The following is a 16,170-nucleotide window of genomic DNA, read 5'->3' on the forward strand; positions in this document are numbered from 1 at the left end:
GTGACTAACCGTCAGGCCGGAAACAAACGGGAGGAGAGGGAATGTGACCTAAGTCACAGTGTCATTACTTCACTTCGGTGAGCCCGAGCGAGCCGTCCTTCTTGACGATCGAGCCCGACCACAGCGGGGCCGCGGCCTTGTAGACCGAGTAGGTCTCGCCGTCGAAGTAGGGCGAGGTGATCAGGTCGCTGCGGTTGTTGGCGTCGGTGTCGCCGCCGAGGCTGGTCACGCCGTTGAGGTAACCCTTGCGGGCGGCGCTGCTGTACTTGATGATCCACGGGCCGCCGGAGGCGCCGCCGGTCAGCGAGCACTTGAGGGCCAGGTGCTCCTCGGCCTTCACGCTCTTCTCGACCACGGGGTAGACCGGCTTGCCGTAGCACCACTTCAGGGTTCCGCCGGTGTAGGCGTAGTCGCCGTCGGGGTGGGCCGCCGTCGGGTAGCCGAACACGAAGACGTTCTGGCCCACCTTCTGGTTGTAGGCGAAGCCGAGGCCGCCGACGTTGTCGCCCAGGCGGCCGACGTCCTTCCACTTGCCGTCGGCCCGCGTGATGCCGTTGTAGACGGTCACGAACGCGTAGTCGCGGTCGACGTCCTCGTACACGCTGAAGTCGTAGTGGGTGTAGGCGGTCTTGCCGACGTACACACCCCACGGGGCCTTGCCCTGGTAGTAGCCGGGGATGAAGACCCACTTGCCGACCACGCTGGCGTTGCTCTCGAGGTCGTACGCGCAGTGCCCGGCGGTCGCCACCAGGTTCTTGTACGCCGACTGGATCGACGACGCCGAGCAGGAGTAGAGGGCGTCGCCCAGCACGAAGAACACGCGGCCGGCGCTCTTGGGCAGGTTGACGTTCTTGGACGTCGTCGTCGGCTTGGCCTCGTCACCGATGGCGGGCACCACACCGGGCTTGCCGTCGGCGGCGGGACCCCCGGTGGAGACGTGCTTGGGGACCTTGGCGTGCTCCAGGCCGTAGGGGGCGGCGGCCTTGAGGTTCTTGCCGCCGTCGGCGGTCCAGAACTCCAGGGCGTCGGCGGCGGCGGCGGGCGTGGCCAGCTTGGCCGACGTGCCGGCCTTGGGGGCCGCGTGCGCGGGGACCGCTAACGAGGCGGCCATGAGGCCGGCCACGCCGACGGGAAGGAGGATGCGCTTCACAGGGGGTTCGCTCCTTGCATTTGACGTGAGACGCCTCTTGCGTCCCATGCGCCAGAAAGGGGATAGCCAGAAACTTACATCACTCCGGCAGTTCCTCTAAAGCGTGCATAAAAAGAGAAAAAGCCCAGCTGGATGCCGGGCTTTCTTTGACGCTACGCGGATCGACTAGGCGATCGAGCCGGTCCACAGGTTCGCGGCGGCCTTGTAAACGCCGTAGGTCTCGCCGTCGAAGTAGGACGACAGCGAGGTGTCGATGCGCTTGTTGCCGTCGGAGTCGGAGACACCGATGGTCACGCCGTTCAGGTAACCGAGACGGCGGGTGTTCTTGTACTGCGTCAGCCACGCCGAGCCCAGCGAGCCCTGGCCGGTGAACGACGACTTGACGCCCAGGATCTCCTCGGCCTTGATGGCCGAGGCCTTGGCGGCGAAGGTCTTCCCGTAGCTCCACTTGAGGGTCTTGCCGGAGTAAGCGGCGTTGCCGTCCGGGTGCGAGCCACTCGGGTAGCCGAAGACGTAGACGCTCTGGCCGACCTTCTGGTTGTACGCGAAGCCCTGGCCGCCGACGTTGTCACCGAGGCGACCGGCGTCCTTGAACTTCCAGACGAAGTACTTCGTGACGTCCTTGCCGTCGACCTTCTCGGTCTTCGTGCGGGTGAGGAAGCCGCCGCCGTTCTTGACGTACGTGTCGTACTCGGCCTTCGTGATCTCGGCGGGCGCACCCTGGCCGAGAGCGATGCCGTTGTACACGTTGACGAACGCGTAGTTGCGGTCGGAGTCCTCGTACACGTCGTAGTCGTAGTGCGTGAAGGCCTGCTTGCCGACGTACACGCCCCACGGGGTCTTGCCCTGGTAGTAACCCGGGACGAACACCCAGTAGTTCATGGTCGCGCTGTTGGTCTCGGTGTCGTAGACACAGTTACCAGCGGTGGCGACCAGGTTGCGGTAGGTCGACTGCACCGAGGTGGCCGAGCACCAGCGGGGCTTGACCGCGGTGAGCTTGCCGGTGCGGGGGTCCTTCACGACGTCGTCGGCGAAGAACACCTTGCCCGTGGTCTTGGGCAGGTTGACGTTCTTGGACGTGCTGGTCGTCTTCTTCTCGTCGCCGATGGCGGGGACGACACCGGGCTTGGTGTCGGCCGAGGGGCCACCGCTCGAGACGTGCTTCGACGGGACCGTGGTCTCGACGTTGTACGGGGTCGCGGCGATCAGGTTCGCGGCGCCTTCCGTCAGCCAGAGGGCGGCGATGTTCTTGGCCGCGATGCCCGTGGTCGCCAGGGCGTCCGAGGCGACGTCACCGGCGGCGTTGGCCGGCTGGGTTACGAGAGCGGAAGCCAGCAGACCGGCTGCCACACCACCGAGGGCGAGAGTGCGCTTCATAAGGGGGAACTCCTCTTGCTCTGTCGTGGGGCGCCTCTTGCGTCCCATGCGTCAGTAAAGGGGCAGTCCGGAACTTACATGGCTGTTCGTCACACCAGGTAGCTAATCTCGGTGTGCCCGAAACCCTCCAGGGGTCGTGATCTTTCCGTGACCTGTCAGACCCGAGGTCAGAGGCGTGGTCGGGTTGTTATCAACAGGTGATGATGTGATGTAAATCACATCGGCAAGATGGCACCGATTCGAGGGCTCGTGCGTCAAAGCGGCCGCGTTGGAACGGGCAAACGAAAAGGCCCGGCCGAGGGCCGGGCCTTCCGTTGGGGAACCACTACGCGATCGAACCGGTCCACAGGTTCGCGGCGGCCTTGTAGACGCCGTAGGTCTCACCGTCGAAGTACGACGAAACCGAGGTGTCGTAACGCTTGTTGCCGTCGGTGTCAGAAACGCCGATGGTCACGCCGTTCAGGTAGCCCAGACGACGGGCGTTCTTGTACTGCGCGATCCACGCCGAACCGAGCGAGCCCTCGCCGGTGAACGAGGACTTGACGCCGATGAGCTCCTCGGCCTTGATGGCCGAGGCCTTGGCGGCGAAGGTCTTGCCGTAGGTCCACTTGAGCGTCTTGCCGGTGTAGGCGGCGTTGCCGTCCGGGTGGGAGCCACTCGGGTAGCCGAAGACGTAGACGTTCTGGCCGACCTTCTGGTTGTACGCGAAGCCCTGGCCGCCGACGTTGTCACCGAGGCGACCGGCGTCCTTGAACTTCCAGGCGTAGTACTTCGTGACCCACTTGCCGTCGACCTTCTCGGTCTTCCGGCGAGTGGTGAAGCCGCCGCCGTTCTTCTGGTACGTGTCGTACTCGGCCTGGGTGATCTCGACGGGCGCGCCCGTACCGAGCTGGAGGCCGTTGTACACGGTGACGAACGCGTAGTTGCGGTCGCCGTCCTCGTACACGTCGTAGTCGTAGTGCGTGAAGGCCTGCTTGCCGACGTACACGCCCCACGGGGTCTTGCCCTGGTAGTAACCCGGGACGAAGACCCAGTTCTCCATGGTCGCGCTGTTGGTCTCCGTGTTGTAGACACAGCTACCGGCGGTGGCGACCAGGTTGCGGTAGTTCGACTGCACCGAGGTCGCGGTGCACCAGTGCGGGTTCTTGGCGACCCACTTCGGCCACCACTTCGAGCCCTTGTTCTCGAACCCGTCCGAGAAGAACACCTTGCCGGTGGTCTTGGGCAGGTTGACGTTCTTCGAGGTGCTGGTGGTGGCCTTCTCGTCACCGATGGCGGGGACGACACCGGGCTTGGTGTCGGCCGTCGGGCCGCCGGTCGAGACGTGCTTGGAGGCGACCTGGGTCTCCACGTCGTACGGGGTGGCGGCGATCAGGTTGGCGGCGCCTTCCGTCAGCCAGAGGGCCGCGACGTTCTTGGCCGCGATGCCGGTGGTCGCCAGCGGGTCGCTGGCGACGTCGCCGGCCGCGTTGGCCGGCTGGGTGACGAGGGCGGAGGCCAGCAGGCCGGCCGCCACGCCGCCGAGGGCGAGGGTGCGCTTCATGAGGGAACTCCTTGGTCTGTACGTGGGCCGCTCTTGCGTCCCATGCGTCAGGAAAGGGATGTTCCGGAGGTTACCCCCGCGATCTTGCGGGGCTGAAGAGACGTTTGCGCACCTCAGGGGCCCGTGATGTCTTCGTTATTCCAGTGACTCACAGTCGAGTCGTGAGTCGACGGCTCTCGGACGCCGAAAGCCCACGCCCGCCGGGGTTTCGTTGTTGACGGAAAGTGTTAACCGATGGTGAAGAAGTCGGACATCAATCTAGAAATGTGATGTAAATCACATGTGATCAATGGAACCGAATCGGACGTTCAAGGAACGAGCCCGGGAACGACAGAAGGCCCGGTCATTAATGACCGGGCCTTCCGTTCAGCTGGTGATCACTTACGCGATCGAGCCGCTCCACAGGTTCGCAGCAGCCTTGTAGACGCCGAAGGTCTCACCGTCGAAGTACGGGGAAACCGAGGTGTCGTAACGCTTGTTGCCATCGGTGTCGGAGACGCCGATGGTCACGCCGTTCAGGTAGCCCAGACGACGAGCGCTCTTGTACTGCGAGATCCACGCGGAACCGAGGGCGCCCTCACCGGTGAAGGAGGACTTCACACCGATGATCTCTTCGGCCTTGATGTCCGACGCCTTGGCGGCGAACGTCTTGCCGTAGGTCCACTTGAGGGTGTGACCGGAGTAGGCGTGGTTGCCGTCCGGGTGCGAGCCGCTCGGGTAGCCGAAGACGTAAACGCTCTGGCCGACCTTCTGGTTGTAGGCGAGGCCCTGGCCCCCGACGTTGTCACCGAGGCGACCAGCGTCGTTCCACTTCCAGATGTACCACTTCTTCGCGACTTCGTCGTAGAACTTGATGTCGTACTGCTTCGCGAGCTCGTACGACACCTCGGTGATAGCGCCGAGGTCCTTCAGGCTCTTGACGTCCTTGAGGCCGCCGTGGGGCAGCTTCAGGCCGTTGTACACGGTGACGAACGCGTAGTTGCGGTCGCCGTCCTCGTACACGTCGAAGTCGTAGTGCGTGAAGGCCTGCTTGCCGACGTAGATGCCCCACGGGGTCTTGCCCTGGTAGTAACCGGGGACGAAGATCCACTTGTCCAGGGTCGCCTTGTTGTTCACGACGTCGTAGACGCAGTGACCGGCGGTCGCGACAAGGTTCTTGTACGCGGCCTGGACGGAGGTGGCGGTGCACCAGTGCGCCTTCTTGTCAGCGCCGATGAAGAACACCTTGCCCGTGGTCTTGGGCAGGTTGACGTTCTTCGAGGTGCTGGCGACCTTCTTCTCGTCACCAATGGCGGGGACGATGCCCGGCTTGGTGTCGGCGGTGGGGCCGCCGGTCGAGACGTGCTTCCCGACGACCTGGGTCTCCACGTCGTAGGGGGTTGCGCCCTTCAGCTTGGCGGAGTACTCGGCCAGCCAGAAGGCAGCGATGTTCTTGGCCGCGATGCCGGTGTTGGCCAGCGGGGTGCTGACGACGTCACCGGCGGCGGAGGCCGGCTGGGTGACGAGAGCGGAGGCCAGCAGGCCGGCCGCAATGCCACCGAGGGCGAGAGTGCGCTTCATGGGGGAACTCCTTGGTCTGTCGTGAGACGCATCTTGCGTCCCATGCGTCAGGAAAGGGATGAGTGGACCTTACAGCCGATCTTGCGTGTGTCCGAAGCGATACCTGAGGTTCCCGATTGCCTATGAGTTCGGAGATCTTTCCGTGATCTGACTGACTTGATGTTGATGTGCTTGTCAGATTGTTCTCTGGGGCAGAAGTGCAGTTCGGATGCCGTCAGATCCGATGCCTGCGGGCGCGGTAGGAAACCACATAGATCTGGGAAGACCCTGTGAATGTGATGTAAATCACAGGTGATCAATGGAACCGATTGAGGACTTAACCGGACCTTCGCTGGAACGACAGAAACGACAAAAGGCCCGATCGTGACGATCGGGCCTTTCGTTCAGCTGGTGATCACTTACGCGATCGAGCCGCTCCACAGGTTCGCAGCAGCCTTGTAGACGCCGTAGGTCTCGCCGTCGAAGTACGACGAAACAGAGGTGTCGTAGCGCTTGTTGCCGTCGGTGTCGGAGACGCCGATGGTCACGCCGTTCAGGTAGCCCAGACGACGAGCGCTCTTGTACTGCGCGATCCAGGCGGAGCCCAGCGAGCCCTCACCGGTGAAGGAGGACTTCACGCCGATGATCTCTTCGGCCTTGATGTCCGAGGCCTTCGCCGCGAAGGTCTTGCCGTAGCTCCACTTGAGCGTGTGGCCGGAGTAGGCGTGGTTGCCGTCCGGGTGCTTGCCGCTCGGGTAGCCGAAGACGTAGACGCTCTGGCCGACCTTCTGGTTGTACGCCAGACCCTGGCCACCGACGTTGTCACCGAGGCGACCGGCGTCGATGAACTTCCACACGAAGTAGTGGTACTTCTTCGTCTTGTTCGACCAAACCTTGGCAGCGTCACCCTTGAAGGTGTCCTTGCCGTAGTAGTCGTTGTAGACGGACTCGGTGACCTCGGCCCAGCCGCCCAGGTCCTCCCAGCCCTCGCCGCCGTCGCCGGGGAACTTGACCCACTTCGGCTGCTTGGGGTGGTCGCGGTCGGTGTAGGCGGGACCGTCGTGCGGGGCCTTCAGGCCGTTGTACACGGTGACGAACGCGTAGTTGCGGTCGCCGTCCTCGTACACGTCGAAGTCGTAGTGGGTGAAGGCCTGCTTACCCACGTAGATGCCCCACGGGGTCTTGCCCTGGTAGTAACCGGGGATGAAGACCCAGTTGTCCAGGGTCGCCGAGTTGGTCTCCACGTCGTAGACGCAGTGACCGGCGGTCGCGACAAGGTTCTTGTACGCGGCCTGGACGGAGGTGGCGGTGCACCAGTGCGGCTTGTCGTCAGAACCGAGGAAGAACACCTTGCCCGTGGTCTTGGGCAGGTTGACGTTCTTCGAGGTGCTGGCGACCTTCTTCTCGTCACCGATGGCGGGGACGATGCCCGGCTTGGTGTCGGCCGTCGGCCCACCGGTCGAGACGTGCTTCCCGACGACCTGGGTCTCCACGTCGTAAGGGGTCGCGCCGACGAGGTTGGCCTGGTTGTAGGCCGTCCAGTAGGCGACGATGTTCTGGGCCGCGATGCCGGTGGAGGCCAGCGGGGTGCTGGCGACGTCACCGGCGGCGGAAGCCGGCTGGGTGACGAGGGCGGAGGCCAGCAGGCCGGCCGCCACGCCACCGAGGGCGAGGGTGCGCTTCATGGGGGAACTCCTTGGTCTGTACGTGGGCCGCATCTTGCGTCCCATGCGTCAGGAAAGGGATGAGGGGACCATACAGCCGTGATCTTTGTGGCTGAAGGGATGCCTGAGCTCCGCTTATGGCGCTGAGTCATGGAGATGTCACTGTGATGCGAATGACCTTCTGTTGATGGGCTTGTCAATGAGCCTGAAGGGGTAGAAGCGCAGCTCTGGCCCCCCGGCGCGTGAGGGCAAAAGCGCGTAGGAAACCACAGGTTCCTGGGAAGACCCTGTGAATGTGATGTAAATCACATGAGATCAATGGAACCGGGCGCGAACAGCAAAAGGCCCGGCCGTGACGGCCGGGCCTTCGCATCGCTAGGGGACTACGCGATCGAGCCGCTCCACAGGTTCGCGGCGGCCTTGTAGACGCTGTAGGTCTCACCGTCGAAGTAGGGCGAGACCGACGTGTCGATGCGCTTGTTACCGTCGGTGTCAGAAACGCCGCTCGTCAGGCCGTTGAGGTAGCCGAGACGGCGGGTGCTCTTGTACTGCGAGAGCCACGCCGAACCGAGCGAGCCCTCACCGGTGAACGACGACTTGACGCCGATCAGCTCTTCGGCCTTCACGGCAGACGCCTTCGCCTTGAAGGTCTTGCCGTAGCTCCACTTGAGCGTGTGGCCGGTGTAGGCGTGGTTGCCGTCCGGGTGCGAGCCACTCGGGTAACCGAACACGTAGACCGAGGAGCCGATCTTCTGGTTGTAGGCCAGGCCCTGGCCGCCGACGTTGTCGCCGAGGCGACCGGCGTCGGTGAAGCGGACCACGTAGTACTTGCCCTTGACCGCGCCCGGCGAGCGGATTTCCTTGCTGTAGGTCTCCCACTCGGACTTGGAGACTTCCTTGGTGTTCTCGGTCCGCATCCACTTCGCGAACTCGCTGCCCTTGGCGGGCAGGCCCGAGGAAGGGGCCTTGAGGCCGTTGTAGACGGTGACGAACGCGTAGTTGCGGTCGCCGTCCTCGTAGACGTCGAAGTCGTAGTGGGTGTAGGCGGTCTTGCCGACGTAGATGCCCCAGGGGGTCTTGCCCTGGTAGTAGCCGGGGACGAAGGCCCAGTAGTCGAGGGTGGCCTTGTTGGTCTCGGTGTCGTAGACACAGCTGCCGGCGGTGGCGACCAGGTTCTTGTACTTCGACTGCAGCGAGGTGGCGGTGCACCAGTGCGGCTTGCCGTCGCCGCCGCGGAAGAAGACCTTGCCGGTGGTGCGGGGGAGGTTCACGTTCTTGGACGACCCGGCGGGCTTGGACTCGTCGCCGATGGCGGGGACCGTTCCAGCCTTCCCGTCGGCGGCGGGGCCACCGGTCGAGACGTGCTTGCTGACCTTGAGGGTCGTCTCGGCGTCGTAGGGCGTCGAGCCGACCAGGTTCGCGTACTTGTTGGCGAACCAGTAGGCGACGACGTTCTTCGCCGCGAGGGAGGTCTTGGCCAGCGGGTCGCTCGCCACGTCGCCCGCCGCCGAAGCGGGCTGGGTGACGAGGGCGGAGGCCAGCAGGCCGGCTGCGACGCCGGTGAGGGCGAGGGTGCGCTTCAAGGGTGCTCCATGCGTTGGTAAAGGATTCGTCAGGACAGTACGTGGGATGTCACGCATGTCCAAAGCGCCTTCACCGGGCTATTGGGGCTCTTGTGCACATGTTGCCGCAGGTGGGGACTTTACTGGAGGTGGTCGAATCGTGATCATGGTGTGACGCAGATCACAAAAAATGATGGCACCGAAATCCGGCTATCTGCGTCTAATTCCTCTTGGCATGAAAACGGGCCCAGCCGTGAACGGCCAGGCCCGGGTGCTCGTGGAGGCGTCAGGCGATCGAACCCGACCAGAGGTTCGCCGCGTGCTTGTAGATGCCGTAGGTCTCGCCGTCGAAGTAGGGCGAGAGGCTGACGTCGATGCGGTCGTTGCCGTCGGTGTCGGACACCGCGGCGGTGACGCCGTTCAGGTAGCCCTTGCGGCTGGTGTTGCTGTACTTGAACATCCAGGCCGAACCCGAGGAACCCTCACCGGTGAAGCTGCACTTCACGCCGAGCAGTTCCTCCGCCTTGATCTCCGGCGCGGAGGCCGGGAACGTGGTGCCGTAGCACCACTTCTGGGTCTGGCCGGTGTAGGCGTGGTTGCCGTCGGGGTGCGAGCCGCTCGGGTAGCCGAAGACGTAGTCCTTGACGTTCTTCTTCTGGTTGTACGCGAAGCCCTGGCCGCCCACGTTGTCGCCCAGGCGACCGGCGTCGACGAACTTCCAGATGTAGTACTTGGAGCCGATCTTCTTCGTGTACTTGCTGACGATCCACGGGTAGGTGCCGTAGGAGCGGTACTTGTCCCACTCGCTCTTGGAGACCTTCTTCCAGTCACCGTCGAGCGGGCCGCCGTCATGGGGCGCCTTGAGGCCGTTGTAGACGGTGACGAAGGCGTAGTCGCGGTCGAAGTCCTCGTAGACGTCGAAGTCGTAGTGGGTGAAGGCCTGCTTGCCGACGTAGACGCCGTAGGGGGTCTTGCCCTGGTAGAAGGCCGGGACGAACACCCAGTACTTCAGGGTCGCGGCGTTGGACTCCACGTCGTAGACGCAGTGACCGGCGGTGGCGACCAGGTTCTTGTACTTCGACTGGAGCGAGGTGGCCGTGCACCAGCGGGGGTTCTTGTCGTCGTCCAGGAAGAAGACCTTGCCGGTGGTGCGGGGCAGGTTGACGTTCTTGGACGTGGTGGCGCCGGCGCCGCCGATCGGGGCGACCAGGCCGGGCTTGCCGTCGGCGGACGGGCCGCCCTTCGACAGGTGCTTGGCGACGACCTTCGTCTCGACGTCGTAGGGGGTGGCGGCGTTCAGGTTGGCCTTGGCCTGGCCGTACCAGAAGGCGACGACGTTCCACGCGGCGATGCCGCTGCCCGCCAGGGGGTCGGACGCTTCGTCGGGGGCGGCGCTGGCCGCGGACGGGACGGCCAGGCCCGCGCCGAGGAGACCGGCGGTCGCGCCGAGGAGGGCGAGGTGCTTCGCTCGGGATCGCATCAGAGATGCTCCTTCATTACAGAGGGTGTGCTGTGATGAAGGTAGATTCCTGCGCTTTATCTCTGCTTTATTCGCGCTTGCAGGGCGCTATCTAGCTGGTCGCCTGCTTGGCGGCCTGCTGGTAGACCCGCGCGGTGATCACGTTGAAGTAGGGGGAGGACGCCGCGTCGAGCTTGCCGTCGGCGTCGATGTTCCACGTGAGGCTGGTCACGCCGTTGAGGAACCCGGTCTTCTTCACCGGGTTCCAGCCCAGCACCCACGGGCCGCCGCTCGCGCCCGCCGTGAACGGGCACGGGTTCAGCAGCACCCCGTTCTCCAGGAGATAGGTGGGGGCCGAGGCGGGGGTGGCGGTGGTCGTGCCGGAACAGGACCGGACGGTCTGGCCGTCGAAGGGGCGGGAGCCGTCGGGGTGGGCGCCGGCCGGGTAGCCGAACACCGACACCGGGCGTGAGCGGCCCTTCGTCGAGGAGAACTGGAAGGCGCCGACCTTGTCCTCGAGGCGGCCGCCCTGCACGCGCTGGGCGCCCTTCCAGGTGAAGCCCCGGTAGACGGTGACGAAGGCGTAGTCGCGGTCGTAGTCGCCGGCGCCCGAGAAGTCTTCATGCAGATAGAGGGTGTGACCGATGTAGATGCCGGCGTCGGTGGAGCCGTTCGCGTAGGACGGGATGAAGATCCAGTTCTCCACGGGCTTGTTCTGGCCCAGTGACCAGCCGCAGTGGCCGGCCGTGGCGACCAGGTTGCGGTTCTTGGAGTGGACGACCGAGCCCGAGCACCAATATTCCTTGTCGTCCAGCTTGAAGAAGACCTTGCCGACCATCGGCTGAGGGGAGGCGGCGGCGGCTTGGGCCGGGGCGCTGAGGAGGGCCGTGTCCTCGGAGAGTTCGGCCATCGAGGGAGTCTGCTTCACGCCCGCCGACGGCTTGGAGGCCGGGACGTAGGTGCTGGCCTCCTTCAGCCGCGCGGGCGTCCAGTAGGCGGCCACCTTCTGCATGTCGGCGCCGACCGCGGCGAGCGGGTAGCCCATCACGCCCTTGCCGAAGTGCTTCTCCGGCGGTGGCGCGGCCTCCTGCGCGGAGACCTCCATCAGGGGCGCGGACCGCGGCGCGGTGGCGGCCGGCGCGATGGCGGGGTTCCAGGCCGAGAGCAGCGCGGCGGCACCCAGCGCGACGGCGACGCCGCCCGCTGCAAGGGTGATCCGCCTGGACATGGGGCCTCTCGGGTGTCTCGCGTGACGGAGGTATCGATCGTAAGGCGTGATTTTTCCAGATCACCAGTGACCAGGCACAGGTTCTTGGCTGTCTCGTTATCAATTCGAGGGAACCGATCTGGTCCCTTTGGCGTCCGAGTACACCGGTCCCAGGCTACGGCCCGTGTAAAAAGCAGGTGCCCGGGAGACGAGGATCGTCTCCCGGGCACCGGTGCTTCATGGCCGTTTACGCAGTCCAGCGGTTCGCCGCGACCTTGTAGACGTCGTAGGTCTCGCTGTTGAAGTAGGGCGAGGAGAGCCGGTCGTACCGGTCGTTGCCGTCGGTGTCCCAGGCGATGCTGTTGACGCCGTAGAGGTAACCGGTGCGGGTCTTGCTCTTGTAGTTCCACAGCAGCGGGCCGCCGCTGGCGCCGGCGGTCATGCCGCACTTGATGCCGACGTGCTCCTGCACGTTGAACTTCGGCGCGGCCGGCATGGAGGCGGTCTGGCCGTAGCACCACTTCATCGTCTTGCCCGTGAACGGACGGTCGCCGTCCGGGTGGGGGCCGGCCGGGTAGCCGAAGGAGAAGACGTTGGTCTTGGTGCTGCGGTTCCAGGTGAAGCCCTGGCCGCCGACGTTGTCACCGAGGCGGCCGACGGCGGTCTTCACGAGCTTGTACTTGCCGTCCACCTTCTCCCAGCTGGCCTTGTAGCCGGAGGCGACGTTGACGAACGCGTAGTCGTAGTCGAAGTCCTCCTTGACCACGAAGTCGTCGTGCGCCTGGTACCAGGTGGCGGGGTAGATGCCGTAGGGGGCCTTGCCGTCCCACGCCTGCGTGCCGTCCCAGTACGACGGGATGAAAACCCAGTTGTCGTAGAAGCGGTTGCTGGCCGGGTCGTACACACAGTGCCCGGCGGTGGCCACGACGTTGCGGAACTTGCCCTGGATGGACGTGCCGGAGCAGTACTTCCAGTTCTTCGGGTCCAGCGGGTTCTTGCCCGGCAGGGTGAAGAAGACCCGGCCGACGGTGTTGGGCAGGTTGACCTGCTTGGTGGCCGGGGTGGCCTTCTTCTCGCCGCCGATCGGCGGGACCACTCCGGCCTTGCCGTCGGGCTCGGCGTTGCTCGGGCGGCCCGAGCCAATCACCGCGTTGCCCAGCTCTTCGGTGCGGTCCTTCGCGGCGCGGAGCCGGTCGGGGGTCCAGAAGTTCGCCGCGGCGGCGGCCGTGGTGGGGGCCGCCTTCTGGGTGACGTCGCTGGGGGCCGTGGCCGTGGCCGAGGAGGCCGTGCCCACCGCGCCGAACGCGATGAGCGCGCCGGCCAGCGGGATGGAGAGGCGTCGTGCTCGGGAGATCATCGAAGTCCTTTCCGTTGGGACGAATTGAGGGTGCGTCCCAAATACGTGGAAACAGCTCCGAACGTTAATGACGCGATCACGGGTAACGCCTCAGATATAACGAGAGCACTGGGTCAATTGGCCTTACCGTTATTCATGCGCTGCTGTTATGAATGACGTTTCCGCAGGTGATCCCTGGTTTGCCAATTCGGTTTACGTATTATTCGCGGCGGGTTTCGATCCCTTTCGTCACTCTCGTAACAGGGGTCGGGTAATGTTCTGCCATGATCGCAGTCACGGCATCGCAGACCGATCCGAACGACCCGCTGAAGGGTCTGACCGTGGGCGAGCGGCCCGAGCCCGCAGTCCCCGACGGCTGGACCACGGTGACGGTCCGGGCCACCGCGCTCAACCACCACGACGTGTTCACCCTCCGCGGGATCGGCATCAGTCCCGACCGGCTGCCGATGACGCTCGGGTGCGACGCGGCGGGTGTCGACGAGGCGGGCAACGAGGTCATCGTCTACGCGGTGATCGGCGAGCCGGTCAACGGCGACGAGACCCTCGACCCCCGGCGGACGCTGCTGTCCGAACTCCACCAGGGGACCTTCGCCGAGAAGGTCGTGGTGCCCCGGCGGAACCTGGTGCCCAAACCGGCCGGGCTGAGCTTCGAGCACGCGGCGTGCCTGCCGACGGCGTGGCTGACGGCCTACCGGATGCTCTTCGAGAAGGCGGGCCTGGAGCCGGGGTCGACGATTCTCGTCCAGGGCGCGGGCGGAGGCGTCTCGACGGCGTTGATCGCGCTCGGCCGGGCGGCCGGACATCGCGTCTGGGTGACCAGCCGGTCTGCGGACAAGCGCGACAAGGCGCTGGAACTGGGCGCCGACCGCGCTTTCGAGACCGGGGCGCGGCTGCCCGAGCGGGTCGACGCCGTGATGGAGAGCGTCGGCGAGGCGACCTGGGACCACTCGATCTCGTCGCTGCGGCCCGGCGGGCGGGTGGTGATCTGTGGCGCGACCAGCGGAATGGTGGCTCCCACCAAGCTGGCTCAGGTCTTCTTCCTGCAGAAGCAGATCATCGGCTCGACGATGGGCACCCGCGACCAGCTCGAACGGCTCGCCATCCTCCTCGACCAGACAGGGGTCCGCCCGCTGGTCGACCGGGTCCTGCCGCTGACGGAGGCCCGCGAGGGCGTGGCGGCCATGGCCGGGGGCGACGTGTTCGGAAAGATCGTCTTCACTCTCTAGGACGAGTGGAGCGCCCCGGCCGCCATGACTGTGGCCGGGGCGCTCGGCTTGTCTCCGGTCAGAGCTTGCCGTAGGCGGGCGGTGCGGGAGCGGGCGGTTGGCGCAGGTTACGGGGAGGTGCGGAGGCGGCGGGCGGGGCCGGCCAGGCGGAGCCGTAACGGAAGCAGAGAAAAGACCATGAGCGGCGCGAGAGGCCGCAGACGACGCAGGGCGCTTCCACCGGACCTCAGCCGGGGTCGAGGATGGACTTCAGGCGGCTCGCGGTCTCGTCCAGGACCGCTTTGCAGGCCGCCAGGTCGGCGTCGCTCAGGCGGGTCTCGGTCGCCTCCGAGCGGATCTCGGCGACGAAGTCGGCCAGGAACTGACCCAGCTGGGCGTCGTTGGCGGTCGCCTTCGCATCGTCGGCCGAGCCGTTGGGGGGCGTCGGGAAGCCCGTCATGGCCCAGGTGTCGGTCCAGATGCGCTGCCACTCGACCTTCCAGCGCTCCGACTCGGCCTTCCACTGGTGCTTCTGGCGGGACCACTCCTCTTTCTGGCGGTCGCGCTGGCGCTTCCACTCGTCTCTCGTGTCGCGCGCGGAGCTCGTCGTGTCGTGGTTGATGTTGCGGGCCATCGTGGTCAGCTCGTGGCGCAGGGAGCGGACCGTCTGGCGGACGTCTTCCTTGACCTCACGGGCGATGTCCTGGACCGACGCGGTGATCTCGCGCTCCAGGTCGGCCAGTTCGTCGAGGCGCGCGTTCAGTTCGGCGCGGCCCTTGTCGGTCAGGGTGAAGACCTTCTTGCCGTCGACGACCTCGTGGGTGACCAGGCCCTCCTCCTCCAGCCTGGCCAGGCGCGGGTAGATCGTGCCGGGGGAAGGGGAGTAGACGCCCAGGAACCGGTCCTGGAGCAGGCGGATGACCTCGTAGCCGTGGCGGGGGCTCTCCTCCAGCAGCTTGAGCAGGTAGAGCCGGAGCCTGCCGTGGCCGAAGACGGGACTCATTCTGTTTCCTTACTGAGCAGGGTCACGCCGCCCGAGACCGTGGTCGCGTTGAGCGAGGCCATGCCACCGCCGAGGCGGCCGGTGAGAGACCGGCTGCCGGGGTGGCTGTTGTAGGTGAGGCCCGGGAAGGCGGACTCCAGATTGCCCGACATCGAGCGGAAGGCCACGTCGCCGTCGGTGACGCGCGGGAGCCGCAGCCAGATCGGGCCCGCGACCGTGTTGAGGGTCACGTGGCTCGTCGGGTCGAGGGCGATGTCGGCGGTGATGGTGCCGTTCACGGTGTTGGCGCGCAGGCGCCGGGGCGCGCCGTCGGCGACGGTCAGCTCACCCGAGACGCTGGTGAACGACAGGTCGCCGGCCAGGGCGCGGCTCTCCACCGAACCCGAGACGGTCTCGGCGTTGACGTCGCCGCTCACGCCGTCGAGCACGATGTCGCCCGACACGCTGCGGACCCGGGTGCGGGCCTCGAAACCGGCGACGACCGCCCCCGCGGAGATCACCCCCGCCTCGACCCGGCAGGTCTTCGGCACGGTCAGCGTGATCGTGCAGCGGCGCCCGCCGCCCGGACGCAGCCAGCCGAGCACACCTTCCCAGCTCAGGTCGCCGTAGGTCACCGTGAGGTGGCCGTCTTCGTGGTCGACGAACAGCGGATCGGCGCCGATCTCGCTGATCTCCAGGCTGGGCGGGCCGTCACTGGCCAGCACCGCGAGATGCCCCGCCACGATGCGTACGCTCAGCCGGTCGACCGGGTCGAACGTGAGCTGGTCGGGTTTGTCGATCGTCCATTTCGGCATGACGCCGCCCTTTCCGCGAGGTGCCTAAAAACACGATATGTCGCGTTGGCGGAAAGTCAAGATGTATCGCGTTAGGGCGGTGTCAGTCTTCGTCGTCGTCGAGCCGGGCGAGCCAGGTCGCCAGGCGTTCGATCGGGGTCTCGAAGTCGGGGTTGAGGTCGACGAACTCGCGGAGGCGTTCGGCCAGCCAGACGATCTGGACCTCTTCCTCGCCCCTGCGCTCGACGAGTTCCTCGATGCCTCTGTCGGTGAAGTACATGGTTCTCCCGGAAACGACGGGAGGCCCCCCACAGTGGAGGGCCTCCCGCTG

Annotated in this window: 13 protein-coding genes; 1 reads left to right on the forward strand and 12 read right to left on the reverse strand. The window is 65.6% G+C overall.

Annotation, left to right across the window (positions count from 1 at the left end; genetic code table 11):
* Nucleotides 1-64: 64 nt before the first annotated feature.
* The 9 genes from AW272_RS09080 to AW272_RS09120 form a co-directional block, all read right to left on the reverse strand.
* Nucleotides 65-1,150, reverse strand: coding sequence for a trypsin-like serine peptidase (locus tag AW272_RS09080; RefSeq protein ID WP_066362691.1), 1,086 nt, complete (start codon nt 1,148-1,150; stop codon nt 65-67).
* 165 nt (nt 1,151-1,315) lie between these two features.
* A complete protein-coding gene (locus AW272_RS09085) occupies nt 1,316-2,527 on the reverse strand; it encodes a trypsin-like serine peptidase (protein WP_066362693.1) in 1,212 nt (403 codons plus the stop codon).
* 325 nt (nt 2,528-2,852) lie between these two features.
* Nucleotides 2,853-4,070 (reverse strand): trypsin-like serine peptidase, encoded by a 1,218-nt coding sequence (locus AW272_RS09090; protein WP_066362694.1) that lies wholly within the window; start codon nt 4,068-4,070, stop codon nt 2,853-2,855.
* Nucleotides 4,071-4,451: 381 nt separating this feature from the next.
* Nucleotides 4,452-5,630 (reverse strand): trypsin-like serine peptidase, encoded by a 1,179-nt coding sequence (locus tag AW272_RS09095; RefSeq protein ID WP_066362696.1) that lies wholly within the window; start codon nt 5,628-5,630, stop codon nt 4,452-4,454.
* 398 nt (nt 5,631-6,028) lie between these two features.
* Nucleotides 6,029-7,294, reverse strand: coding sequence for a trypsin-like serine peptidase (locus AW272_RS09100; RefSeq protein WP_066362698.1), 1,266 nt, complete (start codon nt 7,292-7,294; stop codon nt 6,029-6,031).
* A gap of 362 nt (nt 7,295-7,656) precedes the next feature.
* A complete protein-coding gene (locus AW272_RS09105; protein WP_066362699.1) occupies nt 7,657-8,856 on the reverse strand; it encodes a trypsin-like serine peptidase in 1,200 nt (399 codons plus the stop codon).
* A gap of 265 nt (nt 8,857-9,121) precedes the next feature.
* Nucleotides 9,122-10,315: a trypsin-like serine peptidase gene (locus AW272_RS09110; protein WP_066362700.1), complete on the reverse strand. Its 1,194-nt coding sequence runs from the start codon at nt 10,313-10,315 to the stop codon at nt 9,122-9,124.
* A gap of 91 nt (nt 10,316-10,406) precedes the next feature.
* The gene (locus tag AW272_RS09115; RefSeq protein ID WP_066362701.1) at nt 10,407-11,522 is read right to left on the reverse strand and encodes a trypsin-like serine peptidase; all 1,116 of its coding nucleotides are present in this window, start codon (nt 11,520-11,522) and stop codon (nt 10,407-10,409) included.
* Between the two features lie 226 nt (nt 11,523-11,748).
* Entirely contained in the window at nt 11,749-12,858 is a 1,110-nt protein-coding gene (locus AW272_RS09120) for a trypsin-like serine peptidase (protein WP_066362702.1), read from the reverse strand.
* Between the two features lie 263 nt (nt 12,859-13,121).
* Between AW272_RS09120 and AW272_RS09125 the strand changes: the two genes are divergently transcribed.
* The gene (locus AW272_RS09125) at nt 13,122-14,084 is read left to right on the forward strand and encodes a zinc-binding dehydrogenase (protein WP_066362704.1); all 963 of its coding nucleotides are present in this window, start codon (nt 13,122-13,124) and stop codon (nt 14,082-14,084) included.
* 226 nt (nt 14,085-14,310) lie between these two features.
* Here AW272_RS09125 and AW272_RS09130 read toward each other — a convergent pair whose 3' ends face one another.
* The 3 genes from AW272_RS09130 to AW272_RS43125 all read right to left on the reverse strand — a co-directional run bounded on the left by AW272_RS09130 (nt 14,311) and on the right by AW272_RS43125 (nt 16,119).
* Entirely contained in the window at nt 14,311-15,066 is a 756-nt protein-coding gene (locus AW272_RS09130) for a PadR family transcriptional regulator (RefSeq protein WP_066362705.1), read from the reverse strand.
* Nucleotides 15,063-15,860 carry a DUF4097 family beta strand repeat-containing protein gene (locus tag AW272_RS09135; RefSeq protein ID WP_066362706.1) on the reverse strand — a complete coding sequence of 266 codons (798 nt, stop codon included), beginning with the start codon at nt 15,858-15,860 and terminating at the stop codon, nt 15,063-15,065. Before AW272_RS09135 ends, AW272_RS09130 begins: the two co-directional genes overlap by 4 nt.
* 82 nt (nt 15,861-15,942) lie before the next feature.
* Nucleotides 15,943-16,119, reverse strand: coding sequence for a DUF6104 family protein (locus tag AW272_RS43125; protein ID WP_169807516.1), 177 nt, complete (start codon nt 16,117-16,119; stop codon nt 15,943-15,945).
* Between the last annotated feature and the right edge of the window lie 51 nt (nt 16,120-16,170).

Origin of the sequence: Herbidospora mongoliensis, from assembly GCF_001570545.1 — a bacterium.
Lineage (GTDB): Bacteria > Actinomycetota > Actinomycetes > Streptosporangiales > Streptosporangiaceae > Herbidospora > Herbidospora mongoliensis.

What these genes read in the sequence shown, in the direction of transcription:
- AW272_RS09095 (WP_066362696.1), bottom strand. Translation starts at nt 5,630, where the DNA reads ATGAAGCGCACTCTCGCCCTCGGTGGCATTGCGGCCGGCCTGCTGGCC.
- AW272_RS09115 (WP_066362701.1), bottom strand. Translation starts at nt 11,522, where the DNA reads ATGTCCAGGCGGATCACCCTTGCAGCGGGCGGCGTCGCCGTCGCGCTG.
- AW272_RS09090 (WP_066362694.1), bottom strand. Translation starts at nt 4,070, where the DNA reads ATGAAGCGCACCCTCGCCCTCGGCGGCGTGGCGGCCGGCCTGCTGGCC.
- AW272_RS09130 (WP_066362705.1), bottom strand. Translation starts at nt 15,066, where the DNA reads ATGAGTCCCGTCTTCGGCCACGGCAGGCTCCGGCTCTACCTGCTCAAG.
- AW272_RS09120 (WP_066362702.1), bottom strand. Translation starts at nt 12,858, where the DNA reads ATGATCTCCCGAGCACGACGCCTCTCCATCCCGCTGGCCGGCGCGCTC.
- AW272_RS09135 (WP_066362706.1), bottom strand. Translation starts at nt 15,860, where the DNA reads ATGCCGAAATGGACGATCGACAAACCCGACCAGCTCACGTTCGACCCG.
- AW272_RS09100 (WP_066362698.1), bottom strand. Translation starts at nt 7,294, where the DNA reads ATGAAGCGCACCCTCGCCCTCGGTGGCGTGGCGGCCGGCCTGCTGGCC.
- AW272_RS43125 (WP_169807516.1), bottom strand. Translation starts at nt 16,119, where the DNA reads ATGTACTTCACCGACAGAGGCATCGAGGAACTCGTCGAGCGCAGGGGC.
- AW272_RS09110 (WP_066362700.1), bottom strand. Translation starts at nt 10,315, where the DNA reads ATGCGATCCCGAGCGAAGCACCTCGCCCTCCTCGGCGCGACCGCCGGT.
- AW272_RS09085 (WP_066362693.1), bottom strand. Translation starts at nt 2,527, where the DNA reads ATGAAGCGCACTCTCGCCCTCGGTGGTGTGGCAGCCGGTCTGCTGGCT.
- AW272_RS09125 (WP_066362704.1), top strand. Translation starts at nt 13,122, where the DNA reads ATGATCGCAGTCACGGCATCGCAGACCGATCCGAACGACCCGCTGAAG.